Below are 15,395 nucleotides of genomic sequence, written 5' to 3' on the forward strand. Positions count from 1 at the left end.
ACGCCCCTAGAACAGAGCGTCATCGAACAGTGCGTCATCCGACTGCGGCTCGCCGAGGGGCGGCGACCCAGCTTCCACCCTGACCGTTGCTACGTCCACACCGAGCACGCTGCAGTGAACGTCACGCTCCGATTTCATCGTATAGGTCGCGAAGATTTCACCGGAAATCGCCTGCAAGACGCCATCCAGCGCGTCGTAATTTGGATCGGCCGGCGTCGCCTCGGCGGCGAGAGCGATGCAGTCGTTGAGGATGGCGGTCAGGTCCTCGTGGAAATCGAGCCCGGCGGTCGCCTTGGCCACCCTGATGGCAATCTCCTGGCCGCGGTGATGCAGATCGTCGAGATTTTCGTCCAGTGTCGCTCCTGCCTGCGTGACATGAGACAGGGCGATCTCGATCCGCGCCACGAGATCGGGTGGGTTATCGCCACCCTGCCTCGCCTCAGCGCCGCTTAGTCCAGCAGCGGCCTCGTCCAGCAGCTTCAGATGCGCGAGTGTATGATCGGTGACATCGTCCAGCCGTGCCGAGAAGACCCGCAACTCATTGGTGACGACATTGATGGCCCGGCTTTCCTCCCCCAGCTTGCTGCAGCGCAAATTTGTATTCAGTGCCATGTATTGTATGTCGGTGCGCACGATCTGAATGGTCCGCACGCTTTCGACGAGATGTCTCACCATCTCGCCAACCGCAGAGCTCAGGCGTCTGGCCTCACCTGCCGATTGTTCGAGCTCTGCGACAATGCTGCGGGCCGCTCCGAGGTTCTCGCGCACCAGACCCAAGGCCGAGAGCCCGGCCGTGTTGTCGCTCGGCGGCATCATCGAGTTCTGCAAATCCGTCAGAGCAGTGACGTCATTGGAAAAGGCGCTGATATTGCGAACGATCGTGGCGCATTCACCCTTGAAATCCTCCGACATGGCGATCAGTTGCGCGTGCACCAGACGCATGATCGAAGCATGGACGAGCTGACGATCAGCAGGCGTCAGGTCTTTTGTGTCCGACTGCGAAAGATGCGCATCAGCAATTGCGAAGGCAGCCTGGCAGTGTTCAATCCGCTGGCGCGTCACGTCGCCGATCTGCAACGACGACAAAGTGCTGGCAAGCCTGCTTTGCACCTTCATCGCAAGGCCAGTCACCTGACTGGCGAGATCCGCAAGTGCGCCGCGTTGTGTCCGGATCGCGTCTGCATTGCGCCCGAGTTCGTCAACGATCTGCGGGATGGAGTGGTCATCCTGGCCCTGCAAACGAGTGCCGGATCTCGCATGACTTATCACGTCTTGCAACGCGTGAATCCGCTCACCGAAGGAATTCACTTCATGGCTGGCGAACTGGATACGCTCGACGATTTCTTCCGCGAAGCTCGCGAAGTCAACGATCCCCGCGCCAGTGATCTTCGCCGTGACGGCGAAGGTTCTCAGGTAGCGCAGCGTGTCCTCCATCTCCATCACCTCGCCGGCCAAAGCTCGGCCATGATCGTCGATGAGGACCAGGCGCCTGATCAGTTCCTGCTGTTGTGCGGGTAAAGCTGCGATCAAATTTGCAGTGCGCACCAGTTCAGCCGTCGCCTCGGCCGCCTCGTCTTCTCTCAGGGCGTCAGAAATGCTGCCCAGTGACGCCAAGAGGTTGTTGAACACCTCGAGCACCGCAACCAGCATGGTGCCGCCGTCGAGGAAGCGCTGCTCGATCTGAACCAGCGCTTCATTCAGCCGGTCGCCGATGCCGACCGCCGTTGATGGTCGCTGCTCAGCCGGTCGCGATCTCACCATGTTCATCTTCAACCCTCGTTCCCTATCTGAAATTCGTTTGCGGGCCCCTGCCCGCCGGATTTGCGATCACCCCAGGTGGCGGCGATCGGCGGAGAGGATTTCCCGGGCGATCTGCTCGAGCGGCACGACCCTGTCGACCCCTCCCCGGGCAATCGCTTCCTTCGGCATGCCGAATACGACCGATGTCGCCTCGTCCTGTGCGACCGTGAACGCCCCTGCCTTGTGCATTTCATCCATGCCACGCGCACCGTCATCCCCCATACCGGTCATGATCACACCCATCGCATTGGACCCTGCCGCACGGGCGGCCGAGCGGAACAGGACATCCACCGACGGGCGATGGCGGGAAACGAGAGGGCCGTCTTTGATGGCCACCAGATAGCGTGCGCCCTGCCGTTCGAGCAGCATATGCTGGCCACCAGGCGCGATCAGCACGTGACCGCGCAGGACCGGATCTCCATGGGCCGCTTCTTTGACTTCCACCTGGCATAATGTGTTGAGCCGGGACGCAAAGGCGGAGGTGAACTTCTCCGGCATGTGCTGGACGATGATGATACCCGGGGCGTTGGCTGGAAGGGCGACCAGCAGTTCGCGCAGCGCCTCCGTCCCCCCGGTCGAGGCGCCGATGCAGATGACCATTTCCGTGGTCTTTGCCATGGGTCGCCCGGTCGGCGGCGGCAGAACTGCGTCAGCGGTCAGTTTTGCCTCTGTCGCACCGGCCAGTGGCGCGCGACGGCGATCGGATTTCACGCGGGCTTGCGCTGCCCCCCTGACGGTCTGCCGGATCATTGCACCTGCTTCAGCCAGATGGTCTGCGGCACCGATCTTCGGCTTGAGGATGATGTCGACGGCACCCGCCTCCAGCGCCTGCATGAGGGTCTGCGACCCCTCTTCGGTCAAGGACGAGCACATGACGACCGGAATCGGGCGCTGGGCCATGAGCTTCCTGAGAAAGGTAATGCCGTCCATCTTCGGCATTTCGACATCCAGCGTTACCACGTCGGGAACCTCTTCCTGGATGCGACGAGCCGCGACAAAGGGATCGGACGCCACGCCCATGACCTCGATGTCGCCATCGGCCTCCAGGACCTGTGCCAGCGCCTGGCGGACGCTGGCCGAATCGTCGACGATCAGAACGCGGATTTTCTTGGGCATCTGGGCATCAGACCTTCTGGAAGACCGTATTGGCGACCTGCTGCACGGGCAGCCCGAAGCCGGTGATGGTTTCGGAGTGACCGACATAGAGATAGCCGCCCGGAAGGAGACGGTCGCACAGGCGAGACAGCACCTGCTCCTGCGTCTTCTTGTCGAAATAAATCAGGACGTTGCGGCAGAAGATGACATGCATCGGGTCGCCGACACTGTAGGACCGGTCCATCAGGTTGAGCCGCGCAAAACCCACCTTGGAGCGTAATTTCGGATGAATGCGCACCTCGCCTCGTGCGGGCTCGCGCGGCTCCATCACATAGCGCTTGCGGCGTTCCGGATCGACCGGCTCGATCATGGCGTTCGAGAAGATGCCGCGCTTGGCGACCTGCAGCACGTCGGTGGAGAGATCGGTTGCGAGGATCGAAAAGTCCGGGCCGCCCTTCATCTCGAGATAGTCTTCCATCACCATGGCAAGCGTGTAGGGCTCAGCACCGATCGAGCAGGCCGAACTCCAGACGCGCAGCCGCCGATGGCCCTTGGCGGCGAGATCGGGCAATGCCTTGTTGGTCAGATGCTCAAAATGCGTCGGCTCGCGAAAGAAGTCGGTCTTGTTGGTGGTGACCGCATCGATGAGGTGGATCGCCTCGGTGTCGAGGCCGCCATGGTTGAACAGATAGTCGCAATAGTCGTTGAGCCCCTCGAGCCCGACAAAACGAAGGCGACGACGTAGCCGTCCCTCCAGCATCGTCTTCTTTGCAAACGGCATCTTGATGCCGCTGTAATCATAGATGTAGCGCGACAAGAGGTCGAAATTCCGGTCGGTCAAGCCATCACCCGCGGCGGACAAAGCCGATCGGGGTTCTGGGCGCGTGCCAGCGGTTCTCTTGAAAGCAAGGGCGTTCATGCATGTTCCATTGAAGTAGTGACGGTACCCAGCGCGCGTGCATCTGACCCGCTGAACAGCTTGGTCAGATTGACGAGCACGACGAAATCTGAGGCGCGTCTGACAACGCCCGCAATATAATCGGACTGCCAGCGGATGCCGATGTCAGGGGCGGGCTCGATCGCATCGCTGCGGAAGGAGGTAACCTCGAAGACCCGATCGGCGACCAGGCCGAGCGACAGGGACCGGCCGTCGATTGGCACATCGATGACAAGAATTCGGGTGTGGGGTGTCTTCAGGGTCTGCGACATGCCGAGTCGCAGTCGAAGATCAATGACGGGCACGCCCTGACCGCGCACATCGCGCAGACCCAGGAGATAGTCGGGACCGTGCGGGATCCGGAAGGGTTCCTCGTGGTCGAGAATTTCCCGGACGACATCGACGGGAACGGCGAAGCACTCGTTTTCGAGGCTAAAGGTCACGTATTGCGATTCAGCTGCTGCACTGGCCATCGGCCACACTCCTGGTAGTCGGCACCGCCGACGGGTCTTTCGAAGCGACGGGGCGTCGCACCCGAAATCAGGGGAAGGAAGACAGGCCCTTTCGCCGGGTTGGGGGCCTGTCACTCGAGTTCTGTCAGGCGACCTGATCAGGCCGTCTGGCGAAAGGCATCATCGTCGCTGTCGGGCCCACCCATGCTCATGTCGAGCGCGAAGCCCTGCCCCTTCGACGGGCCGGAAGCAGGCCGGACGGCAGGGCGCTTTGCCGGTGCAGCACTTGCCATCTTCGCGGCAACCGCCTTCAACTGCGCAGCCGGGTTTCCGCTCGGCTGCCGGGATCCGGTATTGACCTTGAAGAAGGCGATGGAGGCCTGCAGCTCCTCGGCCTGGGCGGCCAGTTCCTCCGAGGTCGCCGACATTTCTTCAGATGCACCGGCATTCTGCTGGGTCACCTTGTCGAGCTGCTGGATCGCTTCGTTGATCTGGCTCGAGCCGATGTCCTGCTCACGGCAGGCAGCCGAGATTTCAGACACGAGTTCGGCCGTCTTGCGGATATCCGGCACGAGGCGCGTCAGCATCTCGCCGGCCTGGGTCGCAACCTGGACGGTCTCACCGGACAGGCCGGAGATTTCGGCGGCTGCCGCCTGGCTGCGCTCGGCAAGCTTGCGCACTTCGGAAGCGACGACTGCAAATCCACGGCCATGTTCGCCGGCACGCGCGGCCTCGACCGCCGCATTAAGGGCGAGAAGATCGGTCTGGCGGGCGATTTCCTGGACGATCGAGATCTTCTCGGCGATCGTGCGCATGGCGGTCACAGCCTTGTCGACAGCCTTGCCGCTTTCCTCGGCGTCGGTTGCCGACTGGCGGGCGATCTTTTCCGTCTGGGCAGCATTGTCGGCATTCTGCTTGATATTGGCGGCCATCTCTTCCATCGAAGCGGAAGCCTCTTCGGCAGACGATGCCTGTTCGGTTGCGCCTTGCGACAGCTGTTCCGAACCCGAAGACAGCTGCTGGCTGCCGGACGAGACGTTTTCCGATGCTGCAAGCGCATCGCCGACCACACCCCGCAGACGCTCGACCATGCTCTCCAGCGACAGCCCGAGCGTATCCTTGTCCGACAAAGGCTTCGGCGTGACGGTCAGATCGCCATTGGCGATCTGGCTCGCGATGCCCGCGATCTGACGGAGATTGCCAGTCATCTTGTTGATGGTATCGACGAGGTCTCGAATTTCGTCATTCGTCTTGATCTGGACATCCTGATCGAGGTCGCCGATCGCGACAGCTTCGGCGACTAGCTTGATCTTGTTGAGGCCATTGCTGATGCTCATCGCAATCCAGGTGGCCGTCGCGATTGCCGCGAAGGCGGCCAGTGCTGCGACGCAAAGAAGAATGTTGCGCGTCGAGGCATACAAAGCGTCGGTTTCGGCATCTGCCGCTTGCATCTGCTCCCGATTGGCTTCCATGCGAGTGTTGATGTCTTCCTCGATCTTGTCAGTGATTGCGCGGGCATCAACGGTGGTGATCCGCAGCGCTCCTGCCCTGTCGCCGGACCGCGCAAGCCCCCTCAGCCTGGTGTCCAGAGCCTTGATCTGCTCGAAATCGACCTCGACCGCCTGCCACGCCTTTCTGCCGGCCTCGGATGAGGAATTCTGCTGCAGCCAGGCCACCGTTTCGTCGAACCGCTTCAGGTTGCGGTCACTGGCTTCGATGAATTTCGCGACGTCGGACTGTGTTTCCGCAAGCGCGATATTGGTCTGGGCGCGCGTCAGGCGGAGCTGGATGTTGCCGAGTTCCTGGGCCTTCTCGAGGCGTGCTGCGGGGCCGGCAATCATGTCGGAAATCGACTGGTTGAGGGTGCCGAGGCTGTAGATCCCGTAACCCATGGTGCTGACCAGCAGCACGAGCATGAGGCCGAAAGCTGCGGCCAGCTTAAACTTGATCGTGAAACGCATGGTAATAGTCCCATATCCTGGCGTTGTGGTTCGAATAGTGTGCAAACAGGTCTGTCCGCGAACAGACGAGAGAGAGCGGTCATAGATGCAAGGCCAGGTCGCACGAGGTTGCGTGCGGATTGAAGGCCATTCGCCAGGGTTCATTTGATAGAAGTGAGCACATTCACTTCCCACCGGGTTCACCGGCCGGATGGATCAGGGGACTGCGCCCGGCATGCCGGGCGCAAGCTTGTTCAAGCGACCCTGAACTCGTGGTCGTCGCTGTCGGGCCCACCCATGCTCATGTCGAGCGCGAAGCCCTGCCCCTTCGACGGGCCGGAAGCAGGCCGGACGGCAGGGCGCTTTGCCGGTGCAGGACTTGCCATCTTCGCGGCAACCGCCTTCAACTGCGCAGCCGGGTTTCCGCTCGGCTGCCGGGATCCGGTATTGACCTTGAAGAAGGCGATGGAGGCCTGCAGCTCCTCGGCCTGGGCGGCCAGTTCTTCAGAGGTCGCCGACATTTCTTCAGATGCACCGGCATTCTGCTGGGTCACCTTGTCGAGCTGCTGGATCGCTTCGTTGATCTGGCTCGAGCCGATGTCCTGCTCACGGCAGGCAGCCGAGATTTCAGACACGAGTTCGGCCGTCTTGCGGATATCAGGCACGAGGCGCGTCAGCATTTCGCCGGCCTGGGTCGCAACCGAGACGGTCTCGCTCGACAGGCCGGAAATTTCGGCGGCTGCCGCCTGGCTGCGCTCGGCAAGCTTGCGCACTTCGGAAGCGACGACTGCAAATCCACGACCATGTTCGCCGGCACGCGCGGCCTCGACCGCCGCATTGAGGGCGAGAAGATCGGTCTGGCGGGCGATTTCCTGGACGATCGAGATCTTCTCGGCGATCGTGCGCATGGCAGTCACAGCCTTGTCGACGGCCTTGCCGCTTTCCTCAGCGTCGGTCGCCGACTGGCGGGCGATCTTTTCCGTCTGGGCAGCATTGTCGGCATTCTGCTTGATATTGGCGGCCATCTCTTCCATCGAAGCGGAAGCCTCTTCGGCAGAGGATGCCTGTTCGGTTGCGCCTTGCGACAGCTGTTCCGAACCCGAAGACAGCTGCTGGCTGCCGGACGAGACGTTTTCCGATGCTGCAAGCGCATCACCGACCACACCCCGCAGGCGCTCGACCATGGCGTTGACGTGTCCGAGCAGCATGCCGATTTCATCACTGGTGCGGATCTCGGCAAACCTGGTCAGGTCGCCTTCGGACACGCGCTGGACTGTGCTCACCGCCGTCGTGATGCCCCGGCTGATGGAGATGATGATCCAGAGAGCAGCAGCGAGCGCGGCAACCGAAGCGATGGCGGCAAGGCCGATCACGATCGAGCGGATGCTGACATATTCATCCGCGGCGTTCTTGCTTGCGGTTGCCAGACGTTCGCGCTCGAGTTGGAAGACTTCCGTCAGCAGTTCGTCGATCTGCGACGTGGTCTCGCGCGCTGTGGTCGTCGAGATACGGGATGCGGCGTCCAGATTCCCCGCCAGAATGAAGTTGCGGATCTGGTCATCCTGCTTGCGGAAGTCGGCGGCATGGCCCTTCAGCTTGTTCCACAGGACCATACCCTGTTCCGTGGCCTTGCCTAGAATGACAGCGAAGGTTTCGTCATATTCGGCACGGGCCTTGTCACTGTTTTCGATGTAGCTTTCCATCTCAGCGGTGGAGGTGGATACCAGCATGTTCTTTTGCTGACGGACCTGCTGCAACTGCGCGATGTTGAGATCCTGGGCAGCACTCAGACGAGCGGCCGGGCCGTTTAGGGTATCCGTCCATTGCGTGTTGACGTCCGCGATGCTCGTTACGCTGAAAAATGCCGTACCGACCAGCATTGTGATGATGAAGCCAAAGGCCAGAAGAAGTTTGAGTTTGATCGTGAAGCGCATGGCGCCCTCGCTTTTTTGTCAAGCTGTCGCTGAGATGGTGGACCCGCGCTGCGACGCAAAAATCGCCTGCAGATTGGGAAGAATGATGAATTCGCCGTCCCTCTTGACGAGGGCGTGGATGTAGTCGGGACGCCACCGCATGCCGATAATCGGCGGCGGTTCGCTGGCCGAGGCGGGAAGGCGGGTGACTTCATGGACCTTGTCGGTGCGGATGCCGATCAGGGAAAGCTCGCCGTCAAGGTCGAATTCCGTAACCACGATCCGGCTGTCGATCGTCACCTCTCCGGCTTCCATGCCGAAGGCGACGCGGATATCGGCCAGGGGGATGACCTTGCCGCGAAAGTTGATGACGCTGCCGACGAAGGGCAGACTGCCGGGAACACTGGTCTCGGGAAGGAGATCGAGGATTTCCTGGACGATCGTCGCCTCGATGGCAAAGGTCTCGCCGTTCAGCGTGAAGGTCAGGACAGAAAGCTCATCCGCATCCATGAAGATCGCGCGGTGATCCGACTTTGAATATTGGTCGCTCATCCTGCTGCCCGCATTTGCGCCTCCTGTTGCTGTCCTGCCGCGATCAGGTGCGCGACATCGAGGATCAGTGCGACATTGCCATCACCGAGGATCGTCGCACCCGAGAAGGACGAGACCTGGTCGTGCAATTTCGACATGGACTTGATCACCGTCTGGTGGTCACCGATGATCTGGTCGACGACCAGGCCGACGCGCTCGCGGCCCGTCGAAATGACGACAACCTTCTGATGGGGATCCGGTTGGGTACCCGTCCGGAAAAGTTCGCGCAGGCGAAGGAAAGGCACGAGATCATCCCGAAGGGAGATGAAACTGCGCCCCCTTGAACGAAGATCCTCTTCGATCGAGAGCTGCAGGCACTCTTCCACCGCCGACAGGGGAATGACATAGCTTCCGTTGCCCACACGCACGAGAAGACCGTCGATGATGGCGAGTGTGAGGGGAATACGAAGCGCAATTTCCGAACCGGAGCCTTCATCGCTCTTCACGTCGATGGAGCCGCGCAAGGCCTCGATGGTCTTCTTGACCACGTCCATACCGACACCGCGGCCGGACAGGTTCGTCACCTTCTCTGCCGTGGAGAAGCCCGGCTGGAAGATCTGTTGCAGCAGCTCCTGGTCCGACAGGGGCTGCCCCGGCTGGATCAGGCCATTGGCCTCTGCCTTTGCACGAACTCGCGCACGGTCGATGCCGCGGCCGTCATCCTTGATCGTGATCACCACCTCGCTGCCGGTCTGGTGTGCCGATAGCGTCACCTGGCCGACGGCCGGCTTGCCAGCGGCGACGCGGTCCTGCGGCAGTTCCAGGCCATGGTCGATGGAGTTGCGCACCAGATGGACGAGCGGATCCGCCAAGCGGTCAATCACTGTCTTGTCGACCTCCGTGCTTTCGCCTGAAGTGACAAGTTCGATTTCCTTGCCGGTTTCGCGTGCCAGATCGTGCACGAGCCGGCGGAACCGGCTGAACAGACTGGCAACTGGCATCATGCGCAGGACCATCATCGTGTCGCGCAACTCGCCTGCAAGCCGTTCGATTTCTTCGGAAACCGAGCGTAGCCCGAGATCGATGGCCGAGCCTGCCATTCGGCTTAGTCGAGATTGGGCGATGACAAGTTCGCCGACACGATCCATCATTTCGTCGAGCCGAAGGGCCGGAACGCGGACGTTGTCCGACTGTCTCTGGGATTTGGGATCATTGGCGGGCAGGCGCTGTTCTTCGCGGGCTGCAACCGTCTCGCCAGGCTTGATCTGCGGCGCTGGAACTTCGGCCGGTGAAGGGTCTGCAGCTTGTGTCTGCGGCGTCACATCCTTCAGCCCCATCACCATGTCGTCCATGACGAAGATGAACACGTCCTCGATGTCGGAGCGCGGTCTGTCGGTGACGATGGTTGCACTCCAGCCCAGATAAAGCTGTCGCGGATCAAGCGCGTCGAGCTCAGGCAAACTTCCGGTGCTGACGCCGATCGTGCATTCGCCGAGTTCCCGCAGCTCATCGATTAGGCCCAGCGGATTGGTGCCATTGATCATCGCGCCGGCAGGAAGCTGGAAATCAAGCTGCCAGGTCCGCAGCCCCGTTTGCTGCATTGCCGCTGCAAGCGTCGGAGAGGCAGTCTTGCGGTCTGCCGAGACCTCGCGGCCGACGGCCTTGTGCAGCTGCTCGAGCAGTTTCATGCTCACGGCGTCGTGGTCACCATTGGGATGGTCGAGCAGAGCCTGCATGTGACCCTGCGTATCGAGGACGGCTGCGATCAGTTCGCTCGTTGCTGGGGCCTCACCCTTGCGCACGCGGTCAAACGCCGTCTCGCAATGATGGGTAAAGGCGGCAAGCTGGTCGAAACCGAACATCGAGCCCGACCCTTTAAGCGTGTGCAGGCCGCGGAACACGGCATCGATCTGCGCCTTGTCGTCGAGGTTGCGGGTCAGATCTAAGAGACCTGCCTCTATCACCTCCAGCTGTTCGGCCGCTTCCGTGCGAAAGACCGCTATCGGATCGAGGTTGTTCATCGGCCGAGAACCTTGCGCGCGATCTTGGTGAGGTTTTCGGCGTCAAAAGGCTTGGTCAGCCATCCGGTCGCCCCTGCGGCCTTGGCCTGCTGCTTGATATCGCCATCGGATTCGGTGGTGAGAAAGATCACCGGTGTCCCCATATAGGCCGGCATCTGCCTGAGACTGCGGATCATTGTGAGCCCGTCCATGTTCGGCATGTTCAAGTCGGTAACGATCAGGTCGAAGCTGCCGGACTTCATCTTCTGCAGTCCATCCGCACCGTCGACCGCTTCGGTCACCTTGTAGCCGGCATTGGTGAGTGCGATCCGGGTGGTCATCCGAATGCTGGCGGAATCGTCTACAGTGAGAATATTTGCAGTCATCTCGGGTCTCCATTGATGATCAGTCGGTCAGCGCTGCCTGTTGCAGCGGATATGCCCGCACGTTGAAGCGTGGCGAAGAGTGCGCCCTTGTCAGAGGCACGGATATGCAGTTCAACGCCCTCCCTGACGGCTGTCTTCTGGGCCGACAGAAGAAGTTGCGGGAGGGTAAGGTCGCAGTCGCAATCGTCAGCGATCTCGATCTGAAGCGCAGTGCCGGCAGCCTTTGCTTGCCTGTAGGCAGCAAGCAGGCGGTCATGCGTTTCTGTTGCCGTCTTGATGGTCAAGGCGCCCTTGAAGTGCACCGTCTTCAATTCATCGCTCATACGGCTGATTCCAGTGTCTTGTTTGTCTGGGTGATGATCTGGAGAAGGTCGGCCTCGGCAGCCACCGCTTTGTCCGCTCTGGTGTAGAGTTGGCGGATCAACGGCCATTTGCGGTCAAAGGCGGCAATACAACCGGGATCGAAATGATGCCCTGCCCCCTTGAGGATCTCTCCATAGGCCGCATCAACCTGCCATGCTTTCTTGTAGGGACGCTCAGAACACAGGGCATCGAAGACGTCTGCGACGGCAACAATGCGGCCCTCGATCGGGATATTGGTGCCGTTCAATTGCATCGGGTAACCCGTGCCATCCCATTTCTCGTGATGGCTCCCGGCAATTCTGGCCGCAACCTGGATAACCTGTGATGCGCTGTCACCGAGGATCTCGGCACCGAAGGCAGCATGCGCACGCATCTGTTCCATTTCGCCAGCATCAAGTGGGCCGGCCTTCAGAAGAATGGCATCCGACACACCGATCTTGCCGACATCATGCAGCGGGCTTGCGAGCGAGATGAGCTCGCAGGTGGCACTGTCCAGGCCAAGTTCTTCAGCGATCATTCCAGCAACAATCGCAACACGTTCGAGATGCTGGGCGGTCTCTCCATCGCGACAGGCGATGGCTTTCGACAGACGCCAGATGATTTCCCTCTCCTGAGCCGCAATTCGCGCCCGGGCCGACGCCACATCTCTTTCCAGCGACTGGGCATGGCTTGCCAAAGTCTTCTGAGCGATGCGCAAGGCGAGAAGGTTGCGAACGCGGATGGTGAGCTCTGTCCGGTCGATCGGCTTGGTCAGGAACTCCGTCGCGCCGGCTTCAATCGCGTCAATCTTGATCGCGGGGTCTGTTTCAGAGGTCAGCATGATCACGGGAACGTCCCGGCCATTCGACAACTGGCGGACGCGCAAGATCAGTTCGACGCCATTCATGCCGGGCATGTTGTAATCGACGATAATCAGGTCTGCCTGGAGCGTCTGCATGGTCATCAGCGCTTCTGACGGATCCAGAAAAGGTAGTATCTCGCATGTGTCGACTGCCGAAACGGCCTGGCACATGAAGGAAAGAATGGATGGACTACCGTCGATTGCGAATATACGCATAGCTCTTCCTCAGCCGAAAAGCATTAACTGCGATACAGCTCAGATCTAATTCGGTTATTGCTGGAAATCCGCATCATGCGGCGAAGTACGACCTGATAATTCGAGGTCTTTGTATTGAACAAAACTGCATTTCACGCGTTAACGCAGACTTAAGCCGGAATCCGATTACAGATGATCGGCTACAATATACGTGTTCGTGATTTTTTTGCGTGATTGCGACTTTAGTCGCTACTTGGGCTGAGGCTTGTCCCTGCGGGTGGCTGACGGCGAGCGTCCATACAGCTCCCGGTAACGGGCAGCAAAGTAGCCCATATGCCCAAATCCCCAGCGCGAGGCGATCTTTTCGATACTGTCATTGCCCGCTCCATGCAGCAGCTCATCATGCACGCGGGCAAGGCGCAGTTGCAGGATATAGGTGTTGGGCGTCGTCGAAAGGTAGTGGCGGAAGGAGTTCTGCAGCGAGCGGATACTGGCGCCGGACAAGCGGGCGAGCTGCTCGATCGACACGTCCTCCTCGGCGTGATGCTGCAGCCAATCAATGGCGCGCTCGAGATGACGGGGCAAAGCCGCCGGCGCTTCGGCAACACTATTGGCTTTCGGCCAGAAACCGACGAACATCATCATCAGCGCATCATGGATCAGCGCTGGCGTCCGGATGGCATCTTCGGGCAAAGCCTCAGCGTCAGCCGAATGCAGCAGATGTGTCGCGAGCTGGTGGATCATGCCGACGCCGAGGGCGTCGACTTGAATATGGGACAGGAAGGAGGCCAGGCCAGGCCCCACATTGTCACGGCTGCTATTGAAGTGCGGTGCAACCTGATCAACCTGGATGACCATCGACAATTTGCTGGAACCGGGACTGGCAAGAAGGGCGACCTTGCGCGTGTCTTTCAGCAACACCGCGCTTCGGGGCAAGGCTTCGATCTGCTCATCTGCAGCCTGAAATTCGAACTTGCCCTTCTCGATGAAATGTAGCTCGAGCTGCCGATGCTTCGGACATCCGTAACGCGCCCTGTATCCCGAACGCGAGGAGCTTTTCCAAAGCGTCGTGGACTGGATCGAAGCGATGTCAGCCCGGATGTCGAACGGGCCGGACTTGTCGAGCCGATTGATCTCTGCGGGACGGAAAACCGCCTCGCTTATCGTCTGAGTCTCGAGCTCGTCCTCAGAGCTGAATTTGTGCAACTTATATTGGGCCATGGAATGGATATTGAGAATAACAGCAATAACGAAACTTCTTGTTGAGCAGTGAGGTTAGCTTGCAATCTGAGCAAGCACCATAGAGCGCCGTGATCATTATTGGATTGCGCTCACGCAAGCAGTGGATAAGCCAGGCTTTGAGTAGCCGGTGTCGAGGAGGAGACGTTTCATGCCCGAGTTTGCGGCCAATCTGTCGATGATGTTCACCGAGGTGCCTTTCCTCGATCGCTTTGCGGCGGCTGCCGATTGCGGCTTTTCGGCGGTTGAATATCTCTTTCCCTACGATCACCCAGCCGAGCTGGTCGCAGAACGGCTGCAGACTGCCGGCCTTTCCCAGGCGCTGTTCAACATGCCGCCTGGCGATTGGAACGCTGGCGAGCGTGGCATGGCAGCATTGCCAGGTCGCGAGGCAGACTTTGTGAAAAGCCTCGACACAGCGATTTCATACGCCAGAACCATCGGCACACCACGCCTGCACATGATGGCGGGTCTGGCCCCGGCAACAGATGCAAAGGCGATCGCGACCTATCGCGACAATCTGAAGCGCGCCATCGACCGGACTGGTGAGGCCGGGATCGGTCTCGTGATCGAGCCGATCAATGGTCGAGACATGCCAGGTTACTTCCTCAACGACTTCGCCCAAGCGCTCGACTTCATTGCTAAGATGGATGCGGCGCATCTGAAGCTGCAATTCGATGTCTACCACCGCCAGATCCTGCATGGTGACGTGATCATGGGTCTTAGAGACTGCGCACCTCTGATCGGCCACATCCAGATTGCCTCTGTACCCGACCGGCACGAGCCCCTCACCGGCGAACTCGATGACCAAAGGATCTTCGCCGAGATCGATGCGATCAGTTACAAGGGTTATGTCGGTTGCGAGTATCGTCCAGCGCATGGCACACGGGAGGGCTTGAGCTGGATGAAAAGGCTCGAAAACAGTCCGAGAATGCCTGATCACGCGAGACAAGGATAGGTCTGAGGCCATATGGGCCAACATAGATAACCGCCACCTTGGGCGCAAATCCAGTCCTAACCCTCAGCCTGAGATTGCGGCGATCTGAACCCGACCGGCGCGCCACGGCATGACCAATCCCGCCAGATTTCCTGCAACACAGACCAGGACGGCAACGAGGACGACCGGCAGATTGCCGTGGGGTGACAAGAACCGACTGCGCCCATGCAGACCTACGGCCCTCACCATTTCAGCGAGGCCTGAATTAGGCCTTACCGGCGCCAACAATGCCGACAAGCTTGTCGCTGTCCGGTGGGATGAGCGACGCGCAGTGCCGCGAGCTTCAGCCCGCCATCTTTACCCCCGCGAGCAGGCTTTGCCCAGCTTTGGTGACCGGGCATAGGGGGTCTATCGCAGCACCTGAAGCTTTACGGGTCCGCTTGCTGTTTTCCCTCGCGCCAGATCTTGCTGACGCAGCATGTGGAAGATCTCGCCGAGGATCTCTGCTCGGCGAGCCTCCTTGTCTGCAACGCGACGAGCGGACTCTTCGTCAGTTGCGCCAGTTGCAGCCGGGCGATGCGTCTCGTTTTCGGCGATATCGCGAAGAATATTCATGAGCACAAGGTTCCTCTCGTGCATCTGCATCACCATTTCCTTCACATGCAAACGCTCAGACATGATCGTCACTCCGGCTGAATACTGATTGCAGGCTCTAACCCTTGAGAGGCGGAATGGTCCCAGGCAGCGGCTCACATTCGTGATTTCG

General features: G+C 60.1%; 14 protein-coding genes. 1 reads left to right on the plus strand and 13 read right to left on the minus strand.

What is annotated here, in order from left to right:
• Positions 1-6: 6 nt before the first annotated feature.
• The 12 genes from QWE_RS00515 to QWE_RS24315 form a co-directional block, all read right to left on the minus strand.
• Positions 7-1,767, minus strand: a complete 1,761-nt coding sequence (locus QWE_RS00515) for a hypothetical protein (protein ID WP_006724093.1) — start codon at positions 1,765-1,767, stop codon at positions 7-9.
• Between the two features lie 60 nt (positions 1,768-1,827).
• Positions 1,828-2,916, minus strand: a complete 1,089-nt coding sequence (locus tag QWE_RS00520; protein ID WP_006724094.1) for a protein-glutamate methylesterase/protein-glutamine glutaminase — start codon at positions 2,914-2,916, stop codon at positions 1,828-1,830.
• Between the two features lie 7 nt (positions 2,917-2,923).
• On the minus strand, positions 2,924-3,814 hold the full coding sequence (locus QWE_RS00525; RefSeq protein ID WP_006724095.1) for a CheR family methyltransferase: 891 nt from the start codon (positions 3,812-3,814) through the stop codon (positions 2,924-2,926).
• Positions 3,811-4,305: a chemotaxis protein CheW gene (locus QWE_RS00530; protein WP_006724096.1), complete on the minus strand. Its 495-nt coding sequence runs from the start codon at positions 4,303-4,305 to the stop codon at positions 3,811-3,813. Before QWE_RS00530 ends, QWE_RS00525 begins: the two co-directional genes overlap by 4 nt.
• Positions 4,306-4,442: 137 nt before the next feature.
• On the minus strand, positions 4,443-6,245 hold the full coding sequence (locus QWE_RS00535) for a methyl-accepting chemotaxis protein (protein ID WP_006724097.1): 1,803 nt from the start codon (positions 6,243-6,245) through the stop codon (positions 4,443-4,445).
• A gap of 233 nt (positions 6,246-6,478) precedes the next feature.
• Complete coding sequence (locus QWE_RS00540) at positions 6,479-8,158, minus strand: methyl-accepting chemotaxis protein (protein ID WP_006724098.1); 1,680 nt, start codon at positions 8,156-8,158, stop codon at positions 6,479-6,481.
• 18 nt (positions 8,159-8,176) lie between these two features.
• A complete protein-coding gene (locus QWE_RS00545) occupies positions 8,177-8,689 on the minus strand; it encodes a chemotaxis protein CheW (protein ID WP_006724099.1) in 513 nt (170 codons plus the stop codon).
• The gene (locus QWE_RS00550; protein ID WP_006724100.1) at positions 8,686-10,689 is read right to left on the minus strand and encodes a chemotaxis protein CheA; all 2,004 of its coding nucleotides are present in this window, start codon (positions 10,687-10,689) and stop codon (positions 8,686-8,688) included. The genes QWE_RS00545 and QWE_RS00550 overlap by 4 nt, the downstream gene beginning before the upstream one ends.
• Positions 10,686-11,054 carry a response regulator gene (locus QWE_RS00555; RefSeq protein WP_006724101.1) on the minus strand — a complete coding sequence of 123 codons (369 nt, stop codon included), beginning with the start codon at positions 11,052-11,054 and terminating at the stop codon, positions 10,686-10,688. The genes QWE_RS00550 and QWE_RS00555 overlap by 4 nt, the downstream gene beginning before the upstream one ends.
• Positions 11,051-11,377: a hypothetical protein gene (locus QWE_RS00560; protein ID WP_006724102.1), complete on the minus strand. Its 327-nt coding sequence runs from the start codon at positions 11,375-11,377 to the stop codon at positions 11,051-11,053. The genes QWE_RS00555 and QWE_RS00560 overlap by 4 nt, the downstream gene beginning before the upstream one ends.
• Complete coding sequence (locus QWE_RS00565) at positions 11,374-12,474, minus strand: HD-GYP domain-containing protein (RefSeq protein WP_006724103.1); 1,101 nt, start codon at positions 12,472-12,474, stop codon at positions 11,374-11,376. Before QWE_RS00565 ends, QWE_RS00560 begins: the two co-directional genes overlap by 4 nt.
• A gap of 228 nt (positions 12,475-12,702) precedes the next feature.
• Positions 12,703-13,674: an AraC family transcriptional regulator gene (locus QWE_RS24315; RefSeq protein WP_006724104.1), complete on the minus strand. Its 972-nt coding sequence runs from the start codon at positions 13,672-13,674 to the stop codon at positions 12,703-12,705.
• 169 nt (positions 13,675-13,843) lie between these two features.
• On the opposite strand from QWE_RS24315, the gene otnI reads away from it, so the two are divergent.
• The gene (gene otnI / locus QWE_RS00575) at positions 13,844-14,650 is read left to right on the plus strand and encodes a 2-oxo-tetronate isomerase (protein ID WP_006724105.1); all 807 of its coding nucleotides are present in this window, start codon (positions 13,844-13,846) and stop codon (positions 14,648-14,650) included.
• Between the two features lie 387 nt (positions 14,651-15,037).
• On the opposite strand, the gene QWE_RS00580 is transcribed toward otnI, so the two are convergent.
• Positions 15,038-15,307 carry a hypothetical protein gene (locus QWE_RS00580; protein WP_040299156.1) on the minus strand — a complete coding sequence of 90 codons (270 nt, stop codon included), beginning with the start codon at positions 15,305-15,307 and terminating at the stop codon, positions 15,038-15,040.
• Positions 15,308-15,395 lie beyond the last annotated feature (88 nt).

Source organism: Agrobacterium albertimagni AOL15 (assembly GCF_000300855.1).
In the GTDB taxonomy this organism is placed as follows: Bacteria; Pseudomonadota; Alphaproteobacteria; order Rhizobiales; family Rhizobiaceae; genus Allorhizobium; species Allorhizobium albertimagni.

What these genes read in the sequence shown, in the direction of transcription:
- QWE_RS00515 (WP_006724093.1), bottom strand. Translation starts at nt 1,767, where the DNA reads ATGAACATGGTGAGATCGCGACCGGCTGAGCAGCGACCATCAACGGCG.
- QWE_RS00520 (WP_006724094.1), bottom strand. Translation starts at nt 2,916, where the DNA reads ATGCCCAAGAAAATCCGCGTTCTGATCGTCGACGATTCGGCCAGCGTC.
- QWE_RS00525 (WP_006724095.1), bottom strand. Translation starts at nt 3,814, where the DNA reads ATGAACGCCCTTGCTTTCAAGAGAACCGCTGGCACGCGCCCAGAACCC.
- QWE_RS00530 (WP_006724096.1), bottom strand. Translation starts at nt 4,305, where the DNA reads ATGGCCAGTGCAGCAGCTGAATCGCAATACGTGACCTTTAGCCTCGAA.
- QWE_RS00535 (WP_006724097.1), bottom strand. Translation starts at nt 6,245, where the DNA reads ATGCGTTTCACGATCAAGTTTAAGCTGGCCGCAGCTTTCGGCCTCATG.
- QWE_RS00540 (WP_006724098.1), bottom strand. Translation starts at nt 8,158, where the DNA reads ATGCGCTTCACGATCAAACTCAAACTTCTTCTGGCCTTTGGCTTCATC.
- QWE_RS00545 (WP_006724099.1), bottom strand. Translation starts at nt 8,689, where the DNA reads ATGAGCGACCAATATTCAAAGTCGGATCACCGCGCGATCTTCATGGAT.
- QWE_RS00550 (WP_006724100.1), bottom strand. Translation starts at nt 10,689, where the DNA reads ATGAACAACCTCGATCCGATAGCGGTCTTTCGCACGGAAGCGGCCGAA.
- QWE_RS00555 (WP_006724101.1), bottom strand. Translation starts at nt 11,054, where the DNA reads ATGACTGCAAATATTCTCACTGTAGACGATTCCGCCAGCATTCGGATG.
- QWE_RS00560 (WP_006724102.1), bottom strand. Translation starts at nt 11,377, where the DNA reads ATGAGCGATGAATTGAAGACGGTGCACTTCAAGGGCGCCTTGACCATC.
- QWE_RS00565 (WP_006724103.1), bottom strand. Translation starts at nt 12,474, where the DNA reads ATGCGTATATTCGCAATCGACGGTAGTCCATCCATTCTTTCCTTCATG.
- QWE_RS24315 (WP_006724104.1), bottom strand. Translation starts at nt 13,674, where the DNA reads ATGGCCCAATATAAGTTGCACAAATTCAGCTCTGAGGACGAGCTCGAG.
- otnI (WP_006724105.1), top strand. Translation starts at nt 13,844, where the DNA reads ATGCCCGAGTTTGCGGCCAATCTGTCGATGATGTTCACCGAGGTGCCT.
- QWE_RS00580 (WP_040299156.1), bottom strand. Translation starts at nt 15,307, where the DNA reads ATGTCTGAGCGTTTGCATGTGAAGGAAATGGTGATGCAGATGCACGAG.